General features: G+C 64.4%; 20 protein-coding genes. 13 read left to right on the top strand and 7 right to left on the bottom strand.

Annotated elements, in window-relative coordinates:
• Positions 1-69: 69 nt before the first annotated feature.
• Entirely contained in the window at positions 70-615 is a 546-nt protein-coding gene (locus G4G71_RS26505) for a fimbrial protein (protein WP_169941494.1), read from the bottom strand.
• Positions 616-881: 266 nt separating this feature from the next.
• On the opposite strand from G4G71_RS26505, the gene G4G71_RS26500 reads away from it, so the two are divergent.
• The 7 genes from G4G71_RS26500 (at position 882) to chrA (ending at position 5,998) form a co-directional block, all read left to right on the top strand.
• On the top strand, positions 882-1,250 hold the full coding sequence (locus G4G71_RS26500) for a YciI family protein (protein ID WP_054906534.1): 369 nt from the start codon (positions 882-884) through the stop codon (positions 1,248-1,250).
• Between the two features lie 40 nt (positions 1,251-1,290).
• A complete protein-coding gene (locus G4G71_RS26495) occupies positions 1,291-1,821 on the top strand; it encodes an SRPBCC family protein (RefSeq protein ID WP_169941492.1) in 531 nt (176 codons plus the stop codon).
• Between the two features lie 29 nt (positions 1,822-1,850).
• A complete protein-coding gene (locus G4G71_RS26490; protein WP_169941491.1) occupies positions 1,851-2,015 on the top strand; it encodes a hypothetical protein in 165 nt (54 codons plus the stop codon).
• Positions 2,012-2,794 carry a DUF899 domain-containing protein gene (locus G4G71_RS26485; protein ID WP_169941489.1) on the top strand — a complete coding sequence of 261 codons (783 nt, stop codon included), beginning with the start codon at positions 2,012-2,014 and terminating at the stop codon, positions 2,792-2,794. Before G4G71_RS26490 ends, G4G71_RS26485 begins: the two co-directional genes overlap by 4 nt.
• 21 nt (positions 2,795-2,815) lie before the next feature.
• Entirely contained in the window at positions 2,816-3,256 is a 441-nt protein-coding gene (locus G4G71_RS26480) for a YybH family protein (protein WP_169941487.1), read from the top strand.
• A gap of 233 nt (positions 3,257-3,489) precedes the next feature.
• On the top strand, positions 3,490-4,743 hold the full coding sequence (locus G4G71_RS26475) for an RNA polymerase sigma factor (RefSeq protein WP_169941485.1): 1,254 nt from the start codon (positions 3,490-3,492) through the stop codon (positions 4,741-4,743).
• Between the two features lie 58 nt (positions 4,744-4,801).
• Positions 4,802-5,998 carry a chromate efflux transporter gene (gene chrA, locus G4G71_RS26470; protein ID WP_169941483.1) on the top strand — a complete coding sequence of 399 codons (1,197 nt, stop codon included), beginning with the start codon at positions 4,802-4,804 and terminating at the stop codon, positions 5,996-5,998.
• Here chrA and G4G71_RS26465 read toward each other — a convergent pair.
• The 5 genes from G4G71_RS26465 to G4G71_RS26445 form a co-directional block, all read right to left on the bottom strand.
• The gene (locus G4G71_RS26465) at positions 5,995-6,768 is read right to left on the bottom strand and encodes an SDR family NAD(P)-dependent oxidoreductase (protein WP_169941482.1); all 774 of its coding nucleotides are present in this window, start codon (positions 6,766-6,768) and stop codon (positions 5,995-5,997) included. The two genes, chrA and G4G71_RS26465, sit on opposite strands and share 4 nt — an antisense overlap.
• A gap of 286 nt (positions 6,769-7,054) precedes the next feature.
• A complete protein-coding gene (locus G4G71_RS26460; protein WP_169941480.1) occupies positions 7,055-7,858 on the bottom strand; it encodes a gamma-glutamyl-gamma-aminobutyrate hydrolase family protein in 804 nt (267 codons plus the stop codon).
• 383 nt (positions 7,859-8,241) lie between these two features.
• On the bottom strand, positions 8,242-9,912 hold the full coding sequence (locus G4G71_RS26455) for a sensor domain-containing diguanylate cyclase (protein ID WP_169941478.1): 1,671 nt from the start codon (positions 9,910-9,912) through the stop codon (positions 8,242-8,244).
• 183 nt (positions 9,913-10,095) lie between these two features.
• Positions 10,096-10,440: a hypothetical protein gene (locus G4G71_RS26450; RefSeq protein ID WP_037008260.1), complete on the bottom strand. Its 345-nt coding sequence runs from the start codon at positions 10,438-10,440 to the stop codon at positions 10,096-10,098.
• Between the two features lie 379 nt (positions 10,441-10,819).
• Positions 10,820-12,148 carry an OprD family porin gene (locus G4G71_RS26445; protein ID WP_169941476.1) on the bottom strand — a complete coding sequence of 443 codons (1,329 nt, stop codon included), beginning with the start codon at positions 12,146-12,148 and terminating at the stop codon, positions 10,820-10,822.
• 450 nt (positions 12,149-12,598) lie between these two features.
• Between G4G71_RS26445 and G4G71_RS26440 the strand changes: the two genes are divergently transcribed.
• The 5 genes from G4G71_RS26440 to G4G71_RS26420 all read left to right on the top strand — a co-directional run bounded on the left by G4G71_RS26440 (position 12,599) and on the right by G4G71_RS26420 (position 15,982).
• Positions 12,599-12,976 carry a RidA family protein gene (locus G4G71_RS26440; RefSeq protein ID WP_024767555.1) on the top strand — a complete coding sequence of 126 codons (378 nt, stop codon included), beginning with the start codon at positions 12,599-12,601 and terminating at the stop codon, positions 12,974-12,976.
• A 390-nt stretch (positions 12,977-13,366) separates the two neighbouring features.
• Complete coding sequence (locus G4G71_RS26435) at positions 13,367-13,882, top strand: HvfA family oxazolone/thioamide-modified RiPP metallophore (RefSeq protein ID WP_169941474.1); 516 nt, start codon at positions 13,367-13,369, stop codon at positions 13,880-13,882.
• 60 nt (positions 13,883-13,942) lie between these two features.
• Positions 13,943-14,782: an HvfB family MNIO-type RiPP peptide maturase gene (locus G4G71_RS26430; RefSeq protein ID WP_169941472.1), complete on the top strand. Its 840-nt coding sequence runs from the start codon at positions 13,943-13,945 to the stop codon at positions 14,780-14,782.
• A complete protein-coding gene (locus tag G4G71_RS26425; RefSeq protein ID WP_169941470.1) occupies positions 14,775-15,563 on the top strand; it encodes an HvfC family RiPP maturation protein in 789 nt (262 codons plus the stop codon). Before G4G71_RS26430 ends, G4G71_RS26425 begins: the two co-directional genes overlap by 8 nt.
• Entirely contained in the window at positions 15,560-15,982 is a 423-nt protein-coding gene (locus tag G4G71_RS26420; protein WP_169941468.1) for an organic hydroperoxide resistance protein, read from the top strand. Before G4G71_RS26425 ends, G4G71_RS26420 begins: the two co-directional genes overlap by 4 nt.
• A gap of 138 nt (positions 15,983-16,120) precedes the next feature.
• Here the strand turns inward: G4G71_RS26420 and G4G71_RS26415 are convergent, their stop codons facing one another.
• Entirely contained in the window at positions 16,121-17,545 is a 1,425-nt protein-coding gene (locus G4G71_RS26415; protein WP_169942815.1) for an aminotransferase-like domain-containing protein, read from the bottom strand.
• A gap of 81 nt (positions 17,546-17,626) precedes the next feature.
• Here G4G71_RS26415 and G4G71_RS26410 point away from each other — a divergent pair, with 81 nt between their 5' ends.
• Positions 17,627-18,565, top strand: coding sequence for a DMT family transporter (locus G4G71_RS26410; protein ID WP_169941467.1), 939 nt, complete (start codon positions 17,627-17,629; stop codon positions 18,563-18,565).
• Positions 18,566-18,572 lie beyond the last annotated feature (7 nt).

The raw sequence follows: 18,572 nt of genomic DNA, 5'->3' as shown, positions 1-18,572 counted from the left end.
GGGGCGGTTGTCCCTGAGCGGGGCGGCTTGATGCGGGAGTGCGGCACCCGCGGGCGGTGCCGCGGGGTATCACTCGTAGCGCAGGGTGTAGGTCACCGAGCCGAGCACCGGGCCGGGAGTCACGGTGGTCGCTTCGGAGATGTACTGCACGGCGTAGTCGTAGCTGGCACTGGTCTGGCCGTCGGCGAGGACGATGTCACCGGCTGCCACGGCTGCGCCGCCCGCCAGGTTGACCGGAGCGCCGGCCGGGCCGTCGAGCAGTTGCAGTGCCACACCGGTGGCGCCGCCGCTGGCGGTGTTGGTCAGGTTGCCCGAGGCGGTGGCGTTGGTGGCCTGGAACAGAGTGGTGAAGTGTTCGGCGGCACCGCTGGGAGCGGCGCAGTTGGTCAGTTGCAGGGTGAAGCTGGTTTCACCGGTGGTCTGGCCGACGGTGCCGTTCAGGGCGCTGACCGGCACGCTGTCGAGGATAACGGTCGGGTCGGTGTTGCCGTCGACCACGGCCGAGCAGGTCTGGTCGGTTACTTCACCGCTGAAGTTGATGGTGTTGGCGGCGAAAGCAAAGCCCGGCACAGCGAAGGTGGCTGCGACAGCCAGGGCGGTTGCGCGAAGTTTCATTCTCTTGAGCTCCATGGTCAGGGGTTTTTTCCCATGGCCATCTTCCCTTCCTGGCGTACGGAACTCTCTGAGACGAATCTGAAAGCGCTGGAGCACGCCTGACAAGGCGCCTGACGGACGGCGCAACCACCGTGGCAGAGTCTTGGGCTGGTGCAGCCGACGTGCACCGTCCGGCGTCGCGCGAAAAATTTCTGTCCGGCTGTCGAATCCTGCTCGCGCGCTTCGACTAAGAGGTAACTGCAAGCGCACTACCTGGGGAGACGACCATGAAGTACCTCTGCCTGATCTACGTGGATGACCAGCGACTCTCCAGCCTGTCCGACGGGCAATACCGCCGGCTGATGGACGAGTGCTTCGCCAACGACGAGTACCAGCGCCGCGCCGGCCGGGTGCTGGCCTCCGAAGCGCTGGAAACGGTGGAAACCGCCACTACGCTGCGTCATGGGCCGGCGGGGCTGTCGATCACCGACGGGCCCTTCGCCGAGACCCGCGAGTACCTGGGTGGCTTCGTGCTGATCGACGCCCGCGACCTCAACGAGGCGCTGCAGATCGCCCAGCGGATTCCCAGCGGCCGCCTCGGCGCCGTGGAGGTCCGCCCGGTGCGCGATTGGGACCGATACTTCGCCGGGCGCTGAGGCCCGGTTCTTCAAGTGATGGCAACGTCAGGAGGATGTGATGCTGAAGTGGATTGCGTTGGTGGTGGTACTGGCGGTGGCGGTGGTCCTGGTGCTGGCGGCGAATCGTCCGGGCACCTTCCGCGTGGAGCGCTCGTTGCGCATCCAGGCGCCGCCGGAGAGGGTCCAGGGCTATATCGAGGACTTCCACCAGTGGCGGCAGTGGTCTCCGTACGAAAAGCTCGACCCCGACATGCAGCGCACCTTCTCCGGCGCTGAAAAGGGCCGCGGCGCGGTGTATGCCTGGGCCGGCAACAGCAAGGCCGGGGCTGGGCGCATGGAGATCGTCGAGAACGATCCCGGCAGCCGCACCACCCTTGCCCTGGAATTCCTCAAACCATTCAAGGCCAGCAACACCGCCGAGTTCACCCTGGTGCCGCGCGACGGCGGCACCGAAGTGACCTGGGCGATGTTCGGCCCGGTGCCCTTCGTGGCGAAGATCATGCACCTGTTCATCGATGTGGACAGCATGGTCGGCAAGGACTTCGAGGCGGGCCTGGCCAACCTCAAGGTGCTGGCCGAGAAGGGCTGATGCAAGCCGCAACCTGAAGGAGGCGAGCCATGTGCCCTCTGTGCGTATCGACCCTGACGCTGGCCGTGACCAGTGTCCTTTCCGCCGGCGGCGTCAGCGCATTCGCCGTCACCCGCCTGCGCGGCAAGCGCCGCGTCCGGTCCAACGAGCAACGGGGGCTTTCTCAGGAGCGTCCCCAGGAGCGTGCAACATGAAACTGGCCAATCAGGACTTTCCCCGTGTTGTTTCCCAGGCCGCCTGGCGCCAGGCGCGGATACGCCTGCTGGAGCAGGAAAAGGCCGCCACCCACGCCCGCGACGCGCTCAACGCCCAGCGCCGCGAACTGCCGGTGGTGCGAATCGACAAGGACTACCGCTTCGAAGGCCCGCACGGCCCGTTGCGCCTGCTCGACCTGTTCGAGGGGCGGCCGCAGCTGATCGTCTACCACTTCATGTTCCACCGCGACACGGGGCTGGGCTGCGAGGGTTGCTCCTACCTGATCGACAATCTTGGCCGCCTGGAGCACCTGCACGCCCGCGGTACCACCTTCGCCATGGTGTCCCGCGCACCGCTGGAAGAGATCGCGCCTTTCCGCGCCCGCATGGGCTGGCAGTTCCCCTGGTATTCGTCCTTTGGCTGCGACTTCAACTACGACTTCCACGTCAGCGTCGACGAGTCCGTCGCGCCGGTTGAATACAACTACCGCGACAAGGCGGAACTGGAGAGCCTGGGCCAGGATTACCACGTGCGCGGCGAGCAGCCGGGCATGAGCGTGTTCCTGCGCGACGGCGAGCAGATATTCCACAGCTACTCGACCTACGGCCGCGGGCTGGAAGCGCCGCTGTTCACCTACCACCTGCTCGACCTCACCCCGCTGGGGCGTGGCGAAGGCTGGGGCGGCATGCCCGACTACCAGGGCAAGGGCATGAACTGGACGCGCTTCCACGACGAATACGACGAAGCCCCGCAGCCGCACAGCTGCTGCGGGTCCTGATGCTTGAGCAGGAGACACCCCATGACTGCCGCTGAAAAGAACGCCGCCCAAGCCGAACTTCACGCGCTGCTGGAGAGCTGGCTGAAAGCCGTCCGCGCCTCCGATGTGGAAGGCATCACCCGCCATTACACCCGTGACATCCTCGCTTTCGATGCGGTGAAGCAACTGCAATTCCAGGGCGTCGAGGCCTACGCCAGCCATTGGCGCGACTGCACGCAGATGTGCAAGGAGCCCATATTCGAGATTCACCAGCTGAGCTTCGAGATTGGTGGCGAGACGGCCTTCGGGCATTACCTCGCCTACTGCGGCGGCACCGACGACAAGGGCCAGCACAATGCTTCCTGGGCGCGGGTCAGCGTCGGCCTGCGCCGCGAGGCTGGGCAGTGGAAGATCGCCCACGAGCACTTCTCCATTCCCTTCGATCCGGCCACGGGGCAGTTGCTCTTCGATGCCAAGCCCTGACCTCGACTTGTAGGAGCGAGCTTGCTCGCGAACGCATTTCCCGGCAGCTCCGGCGTGAAGCGGGTTCGCGAGCAAGCTCGCTCCTACAATGCTCCATCGACCCCGGTGCATGGCCGGCCTCAGAGAAATACCCCGCAACGCTCTCCCACCGCACACCCGTCCGGTCGCCTCCCACCCCGACGAAAACCCGTGCAGGATAGGAAGACCCACTTCCCGCCAAGGATCTTCGGCCCATGCACGAGTATGCTCCCCAGCCCCTGCGCGACGTGGTGGACGACATCTACCGTCGCGAGTCGCGTCGGGTGCTGGCCACGCTGATCCGCCTGCTGGGTGATTTCGACCTGGCCGAAGAGGCCCTGCACGAAGCCTTCGTCGCCGCCGTGGACCAGTGGCGGCGCGACGGCGTGCCGGCCAACCCGCGCGCCTGGCTGGTTTCCGCCGGGCGCTTCAAGGCCATCGACGGCCTGCGCCGCCGTTCGCGCTTCGATGCTTCCCTGGTGCAGATCGCCGAACAACTGGAAATCGACACGCAATCGGTAGAGGAGCAGGCTGACGAAAGCGTCGAGGACGACCGCCTGCGGCTGATCTTCACCTGTTGCCACCCGGCGTTGCCGGCGGACTCCCAGGTGCCGCTGACCCTGCGCGAAGTCTGCGACCTGAAGACCGAGGAAATCGCCCGCGCCTACCTCGCCACGCCCTCGACCATCGCGCAGCGCATCGTGCGCGCCAAGGCGAAGATCCGCGATGCGCAGATTCCCTACCAGGTGCCCGAGGCGGCGGAGCTGCCGGAGCGCCTGGCCAGCGTGCTGCGGGTCATCTACCTGGTGTTCAACGAAGGCTATTCGGCCTCGGCCGGCGACTCGCTGACACGCACCGACCTGTCCGCCGAAGCCATCCGCCTGGGCCGGCAACTGCTGGAGTTGCTGCCGGAGGCCGAGGTGATGGGCCTGCTGGCGCTGATGCTGCTGCACGAGTCGCGGCGCGAGGCGCGTACCGCCGAGGATGGCGAAATGGTGCTGCTGGAAAACCAGGACCGCTCGCGCTGGAACCGTGCGCAGATCGACGAGGGGCAGCAACTGATCACCGCCGCGCTCGCCACCCGGCGTATCGGCCCGTACACCTTGCAGGCGGCGATCTCTGCCGTACACGCCGCTGCTGCCGACATGGCCAGCACCGACTGGGCGGAGATTGTCGGTCTCTATGACCTGCTGCTGGCCATGCAGCCCTCGCCGGTGATCGAGCTCAACCGTGCCGTGGCGCTGGCCATGCGCGACGGCCCCGAAGCCGGGCTGGCGCAGGTGGACGCCATCCTCGCCCGCGGCGAGTTGCAGGACTACCACCTGGCCCACGCTGCCCGTGCGGACTTCTGCCGCCGGCTGGAGCGCCATGGGCAGGCACGCGAAGCTTACGAGCGGGCATTGGCGCTGACGAAGCTGGAGCCGGAACGACGCTTCCTTGAACAGCGGATTCGCGAGCTGGGCAAGTGAGTTGCACTGCAACATCGAGCTGCCAGACTACCCGACTGGTTTCTCCTGATCGCCACCCATGACCGAACCGACGCCGCGCGATTCTCTCTGGACCGTCTTGCTGATCTTCCTGCGCCTGGGCCTGACCTCCTTCGGCGGGCCGGTGGCGCACCTGGGCTATTTCCGCGAGGAGTTCGTGCGCCGCCGTCGCTGGCTGGACGAGCATCACTACGCCGACCTGATCGCGCTCTGTCAGTTCCTGCCGGGCCCCGCCAGCAGCCAACTGGGCATGGCCCTCGGCGCCTTGCGCGCGGGGCAGTGGGGCGCGCTGGTGGCTTGGGTCGGTTTTACCCTGCCGTCGGCCTTGCTGATGATTCTGGTTGCCCTGGGGCTGTCGCGACACGGCCAATGGCTGCCGGCTGGGGCACTGCACGGGCTGATGCTGGTGTCGGTGGCGGTCGTTGCCCATGCCGTCTGGGGCATGGCCAGGTCACTGTGCCCGGACTGGCAGCGCCAGGGGCTGATGATCCTGGTGACCGCTGTCGCATTGCGTTGGCCCGGAGTGGCTGTGCAGTTGCTGGCAATCCTCGGCGCCGCGCTGATCGGTATGGCCTGGTTGCAGCCGTCCGTGGCGAGCGAGGCTGTGGGCCCTGGTCATTCGACGCCTCGTTGCCGGGGCAGCTTCTACCTGCTGCTGTTCTTCGCGCTGCTGGCGCTTTTGCCGTTGGCGGCGGCAGTGTGGCATTTGCCATGGCTGGCGCAGTTCGACGCCTTCTACCGCGTTGGCAGCCTGGTCTTTGGGGGTGGGCATGTGGTGCTGCCGCTGTTGCAGAGCGCGGTGGTCGAGCCTGGCTGGGTCGATGCGCAGACCTTCCTCGCCGGCTACGCCGCGGCACAAGCGTTGCCGGGGCCACTGTTCACCTTCGCCGCATTCCTTGGTGCAGCCAACGCTGAACCGGGGGGTGTGGCCGGTGCGCTGCTCTGCCTGCTGGCGATTTTCCTGCCGTCGTTCCTGTTGGTACTTGGCGCCTTGCCGTTCTGGGAGAGTCTGCGCCGCCAGCGTCGCTTGCGCGCAGCGCTGGCCGGAGTGAACACCGCCGTGGTCGGGCTGTTGCTGGCGGCGCTGATCCATCCCATCGGCAGCGAGACCATCGTCGGTCTGCTCGATATCGGCCTGGTCGCACTGGCCTTCCTGGTGCTGCTCAGTGGCCGCCTGCCGCCCTGGACGCTGGTGCTGCTGGGGGCGCTGGGCGGAGGCCTGGCCAGTTCGTTCTAGAGACTGCTCACCAGGTGCCCGCCGTCCACGGCCAGCACCGCGCCGGTCATGAAGGCGCCGGCGTCGCTGGCCAGCAGCAGGAAGGGGCCTTCCAGCTCCTGCAACTGCCCGAGGCGGCGCATCGGCACGGTGTCGCGGATGTAGGCCTGGCCCTTGTCGCTGTCGAAGTAGGCGTCGTTCATCTCGGTCTTGAAGTAGCCCGGTGCGATGGCGTTGACCCGCACGTTGAAGCGCGCCAGTTCCAGCGCCAGGGATTTGCTCAGCTGCACCACACCGGCCTTGGCCGCGCAGTAATGGCTGTAGCCGCCGCCCACACGCAGGCCGAGGATCGAGGCGATGTTGACGATGCTGCCGCCACGCCCGGCCTTGGCCAGGCGCTGCGCCGCACACTGGGCGACGCGCCAGACACCGTCGAGGTTGGTGGAGAGCATGGCGCGCCAGTCTTCCTCGCTGACTTCCAGCGCGCGTTGGCCGTTGCCGATGCCGGCATTGTTCAGCACCACGTCGACCACGCCGAACTGCGCCTCGGCGCTGTTGAACGCCGCCTCGACACTGGCGCGATCGGTCACGTCCAGTGCCACGGCGTGGGCCTCGCCGCCCTCGGCTTGAATGGCTTGTGCAAGCTGCGCCAGGCGTTCGGTGCGTCGCGCCGCGAGCACCACGCGGGCGCCAGCCTGCGCAGCCACGCGCGCCAGATGGGCGCCGATGCCGCTGGAGGCGCCGGTGACCAGCACGGTCTTGCCGGCGAGAGAGAAGAGGTCGTTGCTCATGGCTGTTCCTTGGTCGGTCAAGCGTAATCGCTGACCGCCAAGGTTAGCCCGAGGCGCCCTCAAGGGCGTGCAGGGTGCGCCATTCGCGCGGCTGATGACGTTTTCCGCATGGGTATCGCCTAGGCTCCACCCATCCTACGGCCACGCTCCATCATGGCCGGTGGAACCGGACGTGGGATGGTGTGGAGCGAAGCGATACCCATCGATGAGCGGGTATGCCGCAGCCGGGATCGCCAAAGAAAAAGCCCGGCACAGGGCCGGGCTTTTTCATGACGCGGGAAGCGAATCAGGCAGCCAGCTGGCGCGCCTGCTTCTTCTTCACCTGCTGACGGCAAGCATCGCCGAAAGCCTGGAAGATCTTCACCGAGTCGGGGTTCTTCGCCGCCTGCCATTCCGGGTGCCACTGCACCGCGAAGAGGAAGGAGGAAAGGGTCGGCGCATGGATCGCTTCGACCAGGCCGTCTTCGGCGTGGGCGATGGCTTCGATGCCCTTGCCGAGGTTCTTCAGACCCTGGCCGTGCAGCGAGTTGACGCGGATCTCGTCCCCCAGCAGCTGCTGCAACCAGCTGCCCGCTTTCGGGCGAACGCCGTGGGCCGGGCTGTACTGCACGTCGACCGGGTCGTCGGGGTTCTCACGATGGTCATTGAAGCCGGGTTCGGCGTAGACCTTCTGGTAGATATCGCCGCCTAGGGCCACGTTGATTTCCTGCATGCCGCGGCAGATGCCGAAGATCGGCAGGCCACGCGCGATGGCGGCCTTGATCAGCGGGATGTCGAAGTTGTCGCGGTCCTTGTCCTGGCCCTTGCCGGGAGTTTCGTTCTCCTGGCCATACAGGGTCGGATCGATGTTGCTGCCGGCGCCGGTCAGGTACACGCCGTCGGCCATGTCCAGGTATTGCTCGAGGTCTTCGATGCCGCAGCAGGTCGGTACCAGTACCGGCACGCAATCGGACTGTTCGACCAGGGGCACGATGTATTTGTGGGTCATTACCTGATAGTCGTGGCCTTTGCGCTCTTGGCTGCCCATGGACATCAGGACGACGGGTTTTCGGAGAGTCTGTTTCTTGTTGCCAATGTTGCTGTTGGACATATGTCACCTTTGGACGGGCTGCAGCCCATCGTTTTTGTGCAGGCGCGCAGCGGAAAGGCGCGCTACCTGAGGCCTCGAGCACTGCCGGGAGCGCACAGAAGGCGAAGTTTCCCGGTCGAAACCTGCCTACCAGCCTGCCAGAGCCGTTAAATATGTCAAACGAATTCGACGGAGGGCGTCAAAAATAATGGCCGACACATTGTTCGACAATTATACTAAATAATTGTTTTTAAAGGATTTTTTAAATATCTATGCGTGCTGAAAAGTCCATTATTTAAAACGCGCGGCGCTAATGGTGAAAAATTCTGCACATTTTTTCATGGCGCTGTGCGGGATCATCCACAGGCGCGCCGGGCGGCGCGCTCTGCCTCGCGGGTTTGCCGTCAGTGGCATTCGACGCGGTTACGACCGTTCTGCTTGGCCCGGTACAGGGCGCTGTCGCTGCGGGAGAGGGCGGCCTCGGCGGAGCTGTCGCCGGCCTCCAGGACGGCGACGCCGATGCTGATGGTCAGCGGTATGCGCTGGCCTGCGTGCATCAGCGGCTGGTCGGCCAGTTGCTGCTGCAGGCGCTGGGCGAACACCTCGGCACTGCCGAGGTCGGCGTCGCCCAGCACCACGGCGAATTCCTCCCCACCCATGCGGCCGGCGAAGTCGACGCGACGGATGGCCCGGGCCAGGATGCCGGCGAAGTGGCGCAGCGCTTCATCGCCCACGGCATGGCCCCAACGGTCGTTGATCGCCTTGAAGTGGTCGATGTCGCACATCAGGATCGCCGCGCTGCGCTCCACGCTTCGCTGCACGCGGCCCAGTTCGGCCTCGATCAGGTGCATGAAGTGGCCGCGGTTGGGCAACTGGGTGAGGTAGTCCGTCGTCGCCAGCAGTTGCAGCTCGGCTTCGATGCGCTTGCGTTCGGTGATGTCGGTGATGAAGCCGTGCCAGATCAGGCTGCCATCCTCCATCCGTTTGGGGTGTGCATTGCCTTGCCGCCAGAACACTCCGCGTTCGGGAATCATCACGCGGTACTCGTGGCGCCAGGGCTGCATCTGGAGGGCGGAGTTCTCCAGGGATGCCAGGCAGGCGTCCAGGTCCTCCGGGTGGATCACCTGGCGCAGGAAGCTGGAGTCACCGCGAACCTCTTCGGGCAACACACCATAGATATCCAGGACGCCGGCACTGACGTAGGGGAAGGTGCCGGTACCGTCAGGCAAACGACAGAACTGGAAGACCATGCCGGGGATTTCATTGGTCAGGTCGGTGAGCAATTGCACGCTTTCGCGCAGTTGTTCGGCGACTTCGCGCAGGGCGGTGATATCGGTGGTGGTGCCGAGCATGCGCAGGGCATTGCCGGCGGCATCGCGCTCCACTACCTTGCCGCGGCTGCAGACCCAGAGGTAGTGGCCATCCTTGTGCCGCAGACGGTGCTCCACTTCATAGGATTCGGTACGGCCCTCGAAGTGGTCGCGCATGGCGCTTTGCACATAGTCGAGGTCGACCGGGTGGATGCGAGTGTAGGCGTCCTCGATGCAACTGCCGATTTCGGCATCGGCGTAGCCCAGCAGTGATTTCCAGGCGCTGGAATAGTGTATCTGGCCGGTGGTTACGTGGCGGTCCCAGATCCCGGTGCCGCTGCCGTCAACCGCCAGGGCCATGCGCCGCTCGCTTTCCCGCTGTGGCGCGCGGGCACGTTCGAGCAGGGCTTCGCCAAGTTCCAGCACGTCCGCCAGCAGCCTTTGCTGGTCCTGGCTGAGCGGCCTGTCGCCGTTGCCGAGCAGCAGCAGTCGGGCCCGTGGAAAGCCTTCCTCGTCGCGCAGTATTTCGCTGGAGAGCAGGTGCAGCTCACGGCCTTGCTGGTGCAGGGGAGTGGTGGCGGCATCGAGGGAAAGCAGGGTGGTCAGGGAGAGGGCAACGGCACTCTCGATGCCGAGGTGGCCGAGCAACTGGCCGTGCATGTCGATGAGCAGGACGGCGCAATCGCCACCCGCGTGGCGGGCGAGACGTAGCAGACCGTCGTATCGCCCGTGCTCCTTTACCCCAGGTTTACTGGAAGTTCGCATCCGATAGCAGCTTCTTCAACGGAGGATGGGCGTGGTTCTGGATTGAGTCGCGTGCCGGACATGCGGCAGGCGGACGCAGGTGGCTTTATGAAATCACGGCAGTTGAGCGGCCACAATGTCCGCTTGCGACAAGAGCGACGAACGCGCTCGCCCGCCGGGCCTGCGGCGGGCGAGGGGGCGCTGTCAGTTGATCAGCTGGTCGATCAGCACGGCGTTGGTGTAGATCAGGCTGCCATCGCTGGCCCGGTGGCCCACCAGGTGGAATTGCCCGCGGTGTTCCACTCCGCCCAGGTACACGCGGAACATGCAGTCCGCCAGCGGCCCATAGCCTTCGGGCATGTGCAGATCGAGGGTATCGAGGTCGGCATCGACCATCATTTCCCGCTGGCCGTTCTCCTGCAGGTAGACCTCGGCCTGTTCGAGGTGCAGGCGGTCCTGGTCGGTTAGGTAGAAGCGGATGTCTTCCAGCGGCGTGGGTTTCTGCTCGGCGGTGGTCTTGCACCAGCCTTCGAGGGTCATTGCGCTCATGGTGAGGTGCCTCCGGGGTTCGCGTGAGGATTACCACGCTGTCGGAGAGTTGGACCGCCGCGCCGTTGGGTTCGATCACTTTTTGTTCAGGCGGTTTGCCAAGCGATATTAACGGGCATAAAAAAAGCCGCTCCAGAGGAGCGGCTCGAAGGACGTCGAAGGAGCAATCACAATATCAACGTCAGGAGTTGTCTTCCGCAGGGAAAGTGCGGAAGCGGGAAGATGGGGTCATTCTAGAAAGTTGCAGCCGCGGGATAAACCGTCATTCCGGGAAGAGACTTTCTGTACGGGCGTAATAATCTCACCTGAACACGGGGCGAACATTCAGACGAATCCGAAAGTTGCCCCGCGCAATTATCGTGGCAAATATCCGGGTCGATTACAGGATCGACAGCGGATATTCGACGATCAGGCGCATCTCGTTGTTGTCGGCTTCACCCTGGTCGGCGTTGGCGCGGTGGAACGCCTGGCGCAGGCGGAAGGACAGGTCCTTCGCCGGGCCGGCCTGGACCACGTACTTGGCTTCCAGGTCGGTCTCGTGGTGGCTGCCGTCCTCACCGTACAGACCGGCGTAGGCGCCATCCGCGTCGGCGTGGCTGCCGTCGATGCCGGTACCGTTGATGTAGCGGGCCATGAAGCTCAGGCCCGGCACGCCGTAGGTGTCCATCGCCAGGTCGTAGCGAACCTGCCAGGAGCGCTCGCCCGGACCGTTGAAGTCGGAGTACTGCACGGAGTTGGCGAGGAATACCGAGTCACCGGTGGCGCCATCGCCGTCGTCGCCGAAGCCGACGTAGTCGAACGGGGTGTCGCCATGCACCTTCTGGTAGGCCAGGGTGACAGTGTGTGCCTGCAGGAAGGAGTAGGCGGCTGCCAGCGACCAGGTGGTGTTGCTGATCTCGCCGGCCTTGGCCTGGCCTTCGTCGTTGGTGCGGTAGATGTTGAAGTCGAAGGCCAGCGACTGGTCATTTGCGACCGGCAGCACCCAGTTCACGTTGCCGTAGTACTGGCGCCAGATGTCCTTGAACTCGGAGCCGTACAGCGAAACGCTCAGGTTGTCGTTGATTGCGTACTTGCCGCCGAGGAAGTCGACGTCACTGGTTTCCACGCCAGCGTAGGCTGCCCACAGGCCGCCGTCGCGGGCGGTGGTGACCGGGCTGGTGCCGGAGGTGAAGTGGCCGGCTTCCAGGTCCAGGCCTTCGATCTCGCTGCTCAGCAGGTTGAAGCCCGAAGCGGTCTGCGGGATCAGGCGGGTGCCGCCGGCGGCGAATACCGGAGCGGTCGGCTGCATGTCGCCGAATTTCAGCTCGGTCTTGGAGATGCGCACCTTCAGCGCGCCACCGGCCTTGCCGTAGTCGTCGTCCGGCTTGCCGTCGTTGCCCACCGGCAGGTTGCCGGTGCCCGCGCGGCCGCGGCCGGCGTCGAGCTTGATGCCCAGGTAGCCGAAGGCATCCACGCCGAAGCCGACGGTGCCCTGGGTGTAGCCGGAGGAGAAGTTCGCCAGGAAGCCCTGGGTCCAGTCGCGGTTGTCGCCTGCGCCGTTCTTGCCGTCGTGGTCGTAGTACTGGTTGCGCAGCAGGACGTCGAACTTGGCGTCCTCGACGAAGCCCTTGGCATCGGCCTGATCGGTGACGAAGGATTCGGCGCTGGCGAACTGGCTGGCGGCGGCGGAAACAGCGAGCACGATGGCGCTGCGTTTGAGGTGCTTCATGGATATTGCCCCTAGAGTCTTGGAGGACCGGTTCGATGAATAGCGTGAGAGCCGGACGTTTTTATAGGCAGGCACAATGAATCCGAACATGGATGGACCACGGCGGAAAATCGCAGGAAGTTGCGTTGGCATTGTTGCAGTTAACTGGCTTTTAATTCCCCCGCGAATTGCTCCAGACGCGGAAGAGTCGACGTCATAATGCCCAAAGAGTTCGCCGTTTAAATCACGGATTATGAGAAGGTCTATATCCTGAATTGTAATAATCAGGACTTTTGTCGAGTTGACACAACGGCTGCGGAAGTTTCATCGGGACTGTTCATGTCACTGTTTCCGGGGGCTGCGGGCACGGTGACATGGCGCGTGGCGGGGCGATACGGCTAAGCTGCGCGACCCGGCCGCCGCACCTGGTGCGGCGACGTGCCCCATTCATCGACAGCAGAGATTTGTCCCATGACGCCTACCTTCATCCCCGACGCGGACCCCGAATCCATCTCCTCCGACGTCGCCGGCTTCGGCGGCCTGCTGGTTTCCACGCAGATCCCTACCCTTGAGGACGGCAGCCTGGAGCTGGGCGACATCAAGGCCCAGAGCGAAGCCACCCTGCGCAGCCTGCAACTGGCCCTGGAAAAGGCCGGCAGCGGCCTGGACCACGTCCTGCACCTGACCATCTACCTCACCAGCATGGCCGACCGCGCCGCGTTCAACGAGGTGTATTGCAGCTTCTTCGCCAAGCCCTATCCGGTACGCGCCGCCGTCGGTATCGCCGAACTGGCGGTGGAAGGCATGAAGGTCGAGGTCACCGCCATCGCCGCCAAGCGCGCTGGCTGATTTTCCTGCCTTTGTAGGATCGGGCCGCTCTGCGGCCCTTTCTTTTTCGGCCGCCTCTTCGACGTGGCCATGCTGGTTCGCGAGCAAGCTCGCTCCTACAAAGAGTCTTGCAGGCTGACCGGTTGCCTGTAGGAGCGAGCTTGCTCGCGAACCTCCCCGCTCCAGATCCCCGTCCGAATGTATTGCTTTGTATCTGCCGCTCCCTGAGCGGATACACGCATACAAAAGCCTCCAGCTGCCGATACGCCCGCGATACATCGTTGCGGCGAAATAGCCCTACCCGAACGACACAACGCGACGGCAGGGAAAACCCTCCAGAGCATCGTTCCAGGGATTCGCCCTTTCGGCATGACCCGGCGCCCTGCGCGCCACAGCATCTGGAGAAGCACCATGACTCGACTCTCGAAATCCCAACTTGGCCTGATCGCCGTTGCCCTGGCCGGCGGCCTGAACATGGCGTCTTCCGCCTTCGCCGTCGAAGCCCTGCCGCAGGGCTACCAGCTGGCTTCCGCCGCCAAGGCCGGGGAGGGTAAGTGTGGCGAGGGCAAGTGCGGCGCCGCCAAGCAAACCAAGGCCAGCCAGACTGAAGGCAAGTGCGGCGAAGGCAAATGCGGTGCCGATGGCGCCCAGGCCAAGGCCACTGGCGCCGAGGGCAAGTGCGGTGAAGGCAAATGTGGCGACGCTTCCTTCGCCCGTACCGATGCCGACCACGACGGCCGGGTCTCCCGCGCCGAATTGCTGGCCGTGGCGCCCAAGGCCAACGCCGAGTTCGATGCCATCGATGCCAACCACGACGGCTACCTCTCCGAAGCCGAGGTCTACCAGTTCCGCAAGAACCAGTTCGACTCCAACGGCAAGCCGTTCCCGTCCGACCTGTACAGCAAGCTGAGCCAGGCCAGGAACTGACATTCCCGCAGACCTCCCCGCGCCGCCGGCCGGGGAGGGCACTTTGCCAAGGAGACCGCCATGACCACATCCCTCGATGGAGCAGGCCTCGGCCTGCGCCGCGCCCTGCTGCCCGACCTGCTGACAATGGACGACCGCGCCGTGGATTTTCTCGAAGTCGCTCCGGACAACTGGATCGGTGTCGGCGGCTCCTATGGCGAAGGCCTGGCGCGCCTGGCCGAACGCTTCACGCTGTCCTGCCACGGCCTGTCGCTGTCCCTCGGCGGTCCGGAGCCGCTGGACCACGTGTTCCTGCACCGTGTCCGCGAGTTCCTCGACCAGCACCACGTGCCCCTGTTCAGCGAGCACCTGAGTTACTGCTCCGACGAAGGCCATCTCTACGACCTGATTCCCATGCCCTTCACCGACGAAGCCGTGCGCCACATCGCCGGGCGCATCCGTGAAGTGCAGGACATCCTCGGCCGCCGTATCGCCGTGGAAAACATCTCCTACTACGCCGCGCCTTATCAGGCCCTGAGCGAAATCGATTTCCTGCGCGCCGTGTTGAGCGAGGCCGACTGCGACCTGCTGCTGGACGTCAACAACCTCTACGTCAACGCCCACAACCACAGCTACGACGCTGCCGGATTCCTGGCCCGCGTGCCGGCGGATCGTGTCGTCTGCCTACACGTCGCCGGGCATTACGACGAGGCGCCGGACCTGAAGGTCGACACCCACGGCGCAGCGGTGAAGGACGATGTCTGGACCTTGCTGACCAGCGCCTACCAGCATCTGGGCACGGTCCCGACCTTGCTGGAGAGAGACTTCAACCTGCCGCCGCTGGCCGAATTGCTCGGCGAGGTGGACTACATCCGCCGCCTGCAAAGCACCGTTCGCCAGCCGGAGGTGCGCCATGGCTGAATCCCTGCGCGAACAGCAACTGCGCATGACCCGCTTCATCCGCGACCCGCAGGCCAATGAACCGCCGCCCGGCATCGAGGCGCGGCGCCTGGCGGTGTACCGGCAGCTGTTCTTCGGCAACCTGCAATCGCTGCTGGCCGGCAATTTCCCGGTGCTGCATGGCAGCCTCGCGCACGAGCATTGGCAAGCGCTGACCGAGGATTTCTACGCCGGCTTCCGTTGCCAGACGCCGCTCTTCACGGAGGTTGCCGGCGAGTTCGTCGACTACCTCGAAAGCCGCGGCGAGCAGCCCGGCTGGGTGGCCGAGCTGGCCCACTACGAATGGATCGAGACCGCGCTGCTGCTCAGCGACAAGGCCGAACCGGCCCATGATCCGGACGGCGACCTGCTCGAAGGAGTACCGCAGCTCTCCAGCCTCGCGCTGCCGCTGGCCTACGTCTGGCCGGTCAGCCACATCGGGCCCGGGCACATCCCGCAGCAAGCCCCGGTCGAGCCGACACTGCTGCTGGCACGCCGCGGCGCGGACCTGAAGGTGCACTTCTCGCGCCTGGCCCCGCTGGCCCATGCGCTGCTGGTGTCGTTGCAGCAGTGGCAACTTACCGGTCGCGAACACCTGAAGGCGCTGGCGGAAATCGTCGGCATCGAACTGGCTGCCATCGAAGAGCAGGGCATCGCCCTGCTGCGCAGCCTGAAAGAGCAAGGCGTGGTGATCGGCACCCGCCCCAACTGCACCACACCGCGTCGTCCCCACTTGGCCCGCACTGAAGGAGAAGCGTCATGACCGATACCCTGGCAAGCGTGATCTACACCGCCCACACCCACACTACCGGAGGTCGCGACGGTCGCGGCCAGACTGTCGACGGTGACCTGGACCTGCCGCTGAGCCCACCCGGCTCGGGCCGTCCCGGCACCAACCCGGAGCAACTGTTCGCTATTGGCTGGTCCGCCTGCTTCATCGGAGCGCTGCGCCGCGCCGGGCAGAAGCTGAACGTGCGTCTGCCGGCCGATGTGGCGGTGGACGCCGAAGTCTACCTGGGCAACACCGCCGACGGCGGTTTCGCCCTGGCTGCCCGGCTCACTGTGCACCTGCCTGGCCTGGCGGCGGAGGACAAGGCGAAGCTGGTCGATGAAGCGCATCAGATCTGCCCGTATTCCAAGGCGACTCGCGGCAATATCGAGGTGGGGTTCGTGATTCCCTGATCTGCTTGTTATCCACAGCCCAGCCCGCGCACTGTCATCGGTGTGCGGGCTTTTTTCTTTTCTGTAGGAGCGAGCTTGCTCGCGAACCGGCCTGGCTGCAGGCCAGCCGGGGAAATCCGTTCGCGAGCAACCTCTCACCTATGAGCGTTCCGTGGACGCGGAATCACTGTCCAGAGCGACCGAGAGCGTCTGGAATCCCAAGCACAACTGCAAGTCATCCATCGCTCCGTCGCAGATGCTGACCCTGACGAACTGCGGAACTGCAGCGTGACCGACAGCAAAGGATTCCGCGGTCGCGATGCGGTAGTGCTTGGCCGCCAAGTCGCTTTCCACGTCCGAGGCGCGCCATGGCTCGGGCACCTGGATCCAGAAGTGCGGGCTCCTGGAATGGGTTCTGTAGTTCAATCCATCCAGCAACTGCGTCACCAGTGCCTTGCGGCGATCGATTTCGGCGGCTTGTTGCTGCAGCAGAATCTGCGCGGTGCCGTCATCGATCCAGCGGGTGGCCAACTCCAGGGGTAGGGGAGTAGCCATCCAGCAGGAGCCTCGCAGCGCTGCTGACAGCCGGCTCACCATCGCTACGGGGGCGTGCAAGTAGCCGACGCGAAGGCCAGCGGCGACCGCCTTGCTCATACCGCCAATCAGAATGCTTCGCTCGGGGGCGAAGTGACTCAAGGGCGCGGGCCGATCTTCCAGCAGGACCGCATGGGTTTCGTCCTCGATGATCAGCAGGTTGTGCTCCCGGCAAATGGTCGCGATCGCCTGCCGACGTTCCGTGGGCAGGATGGAGGTCGTGGGATTCTGCAGAGTGGGGGTGCAATACAGGGCAGTAACTCGGTGCAGTCGGCAGAGTTCGTCCAGCGAGTGCGGTAGCAATCCGTCGTCGTCCATCGTTGCCGCCAGAAGACGAATACCCAGCAGTCGCGCTGCACTGATCAGGCCAGGGTAGGTGAGAGGTTCGGTCACCAGGGTGTCGCCGGGCCGCAGCAGCGCCATCAGCGTACAAAGCAAGGCGTGCTGGCTGCCGTTGGTGCACAGCACCTGCTCCGGGTGAGCGTGGAAACCATGGCTGGAAAGCCACTTCGCTCCGGCTGCACGGAAGCGCGGCAGGCCGGCCTCCGGCGTGTAGGTCATCAGCTCTCCCAGCGTCCCCACATCCTGTGCAAGGTTCATCAGGCTCTTTGCCAGCAGACTGGTCTCGGCACCGGGAATGTGCAGGTTGCGGCTCATGTCGCAGAACGCCGGGGATTCAGCGACATTGCGGTAACCCTCGTCGCGTTTGCGCTCCAGGCCATGCCGGCGAACGAAGGTGCCATCGCCCACCCTTGGCACCACCAGACCCATGCGCTCGAGCTCGGCGTAGGCGCGGCTCACTGTTCCCACAGTGACATTGAGTTTGTAGGCCAGAATGCGTTGGGGAATGAGCTTGCCGCCGGCTGCGAGGGAGCCATCGAGAATGCACAGCTCCAGGGCTGATGCGAGACGTTTGTATTTAACGCCGCGCCCCGATTCCAGTGCGTGGCGGAGTATTGACACGGTGTCAATATAGGTTTTGACAGTCATTTTCCAGGCCAATAGCTTCAGATTGAACGGGTTCATTTTAGTGAAAAGAACCCATTCATGGTGCTATCAGGAGCTTCGGTCATGACTATTTCCGCTACCCGTGAACTCTCCACCATTGCCAGGAGGCAGCTGGCAGGTGCCGTGACGGTCGTGCTGTTCTTGACCGTGTGCCTCAGCTGGGGTACTACCTGGCTGGGAATACGTATCGCCGTTGAAACGGTGCCACCGCTGACGGCATCCGGTCTGCGCTTCCTGATCGCCTTTCCATTGTTCCTGGCATTCGCCAGGCTGCGCGGTGACGCGATTGTCTTTCCTCGACGAAGCAGCGGCTTCTTCATTTTCGTCACGCTGTGCTACTTCGGCGTGCCGTACTTCCTCCTCAACTACGGCGAGACCCTGGTTTCCTCAGGGCTGGCAGCGCTGCTGTTCAGTTGCATGCCCGTGTTCATCCTGATCTTTTCGGCGATATTCCTGCGAGAAAGGATTCAGACACTCCAGGTGATCGGCATCGCCATCGGCTTTGCCAGCCTGTACATGATTCTTCGCGAGCAGGGCCTGGGCTTCGAACACCAGGATTTCATCGGCGTCCTGGCCATCCTTGCCGCCGCGCTGATGCATGCCTTGTGCTATGTGGTGACCAAGCAGAAAGGCTCGGCGATCAGCGTCATTACCTACAACACTTTGCCCATCGGCCTTGCCGGGCTGGCGCTGTTCAGCTTCGGATTGCTGGTAGAGCAGCCGTCGTTTTCGCAGATATCCGCCAGGTCCTGGTGGGCGCTGACATACCTTGGGCTGTGCGCCTCGGTTGGCGGTTTCCTCGTCTACTTCTTCTTGTTGAAACGACTGAGCCCTGTGGTCCTGTCCTTTGTGTTCATCATTTTCCCTGTCTTTGCGGTGATCATCGGTGCCTGGTACGAGGGGCAAGCGATCTCCACCAGCCTGGCGCTCTATTCGCTGCTGTTATTGCTGGGTTTTGCTATCACCAAGCTGCCTCCGCCTTCGCTGTTCGTGCGCAAGTAACGTGTAC

It is taken from the genome of Pseudomonas multiresinivorans (genome assembly GCF_012971725.1).
GTDB classification, from domain to species: Bacteria; Pseudomonadota; Gammaproteobacteria; order Pseudomonadales; family Pseudomonadaceae; genus Pseudomonas; species Pseudomonas multiresinivorans.
The sequence above is the reverse complement of the archived record's forward strand: the minus strand, read 5'-3'. Positions and strand labels throughout refer to the sequence as shown.

Excerpts from the sequence above, each read along its gene's own strand:
- G4G71_RS26460 (WP_169941480.1), bottom strand. The coding sequence starts at position 7,858 with ATGTCCAACAGCAACATTGGCAACAAGAAACAGACTCTCCGAAAACCC.
- G4G71_RS26420 (WP_169941468.1), top strand. The coding sequence starts at position 15,560 with ATGACCGATACCCTGGCAAGCGTGATCTACACCGCCCACACCCACACT.
- G4G71_RS26480 (WP_169941487.1), top strand. The coding sequence starts at position 2,816 with ATGACTGCCGCTGAAAAGAACGCCGCCCAAGCCGAACTTCACGCGCTG.
- G4G71_RS26450 (WP_037008260.1), bottom strand. The coding sequence starts at position 10,440 with ATGAGCGCAATGACCCTCGAAGGCTGGTGCAAGACCACCGCCGAGCAG.
- G4G71_RS26500 (WP_054906534.1), top strand. The coding sequence starts at position 882 with ATGAAGTACCTCTGCCTGATCTACGTGGATGACCAGCGACTCTCCAGC.
- chrA (WP_169941483.1), top strand. The coding sequence starts at position 4,802 with ATGACCGAACCGACGCCGCGCGATTCTCTCTGGACCGTCTTGCTGATC.
- G4G71_RS26495 (WP_169941492.1), top strand. The coding sequence starts at position 1,291 with ATGCTGAAGTGGATTGCGTTGGTGGTGGTACTGGCGGTGGCGGTGGTC.
- G4G71_RS26435 (WP_169941474.1), top strand. The coding sequence starts at position 13,367 with ATGACTCGACTCTCGAAATCCCAACTTGGCCTGATCGCCGTTGCCCTG.
- G4G71_RS26475 (WP_169941485.1), top strand. The coding sequence starts at position 3,490 with ATGCACGAGTATGCTCCCCAGCCCCTGCGCGACGTGGTGGACGACATC.
- G4G71_RS26430 (WP_169941472.1), top strand. The coding sequence starts at position 13,943 with ATGACCACATCCCTCGATGGAGCAGGCCTCGGCCTGCGCCGCGCCCTG.
- G4G71_RS26415 (WP_169942815.1), bottom strand. The coding sequence starts at position 17,545 with ATGACTGTCAAAACCTATATTGACACCGTGTCAATACTCCGCCACGCA.
- G4G71_RS26425 (WP_169941470.1), top strand. The coding sequence starts at position 14,775 with ATGGCTGAATCCCTGCGCGAACAGCAACTGCGCATGACCCGCTTCATC.
- G4G71_RS26490 (WP_169941491.1), top strand. The coding sequence starts at position 1,851 with ATGTGCCCTCTGTGCGTATCGACCCTGACGCTGGCCGTGACCAGTGTC.
- G4G71_RS26505 (WP_169941494.1), bottom strand. The coding sequence starts at position 615 with ATGAAACTTCGCGCAACCGCCCTGGCTGTCGCAGCCACCTTCGCTGTG.
- G4G71_RS26485 (WP_169941489.1), top strand. The coding sequence starts at position 2,012 with ATGAAACTGGCCAATCAGGACTTTCCCCGTGTTGTTTCCCAGGCCGCC.
- G4G71_RS26440 (WP_024767555.1), top strand. The coding sequence starts at position 12,599 with ATGACGCCTACCTTCATCCCCGACGCGGACCCCGAATCCATCTCCTCC.
- G4G71_RS26410 (WP_169941467.1), top strand. The coding sequence starts at position 17,627 with ATGACTATTTCCGCTACCCGTGAACTCTCCACCATTGCCAGGAGGCAG.
- G4G71_RS26465 (WP_169941482.1), bottom strand. The coding sequence starts at position 6,768 with ATGAGCAACGACCTCTTCTCTCTCGCCGGCAAGACCGTGCTGGTCACC.
- G4G71_RS26455 (WP_169941478.1), bottom strand. The coding sequence starts at position 9,912 with ATGCGAACTTCCAGTAAACCTGGGGTAAAGGAGCACGGGCGATACGAC.
- G4G71_RS26445 (WP_169941476.1), bottom strand. The coding sequence starts at position 12,148 with ATGAAGCACCTCAAACGCAGCGCCATCGTGCTCGCTGTTTCCGCCGCC.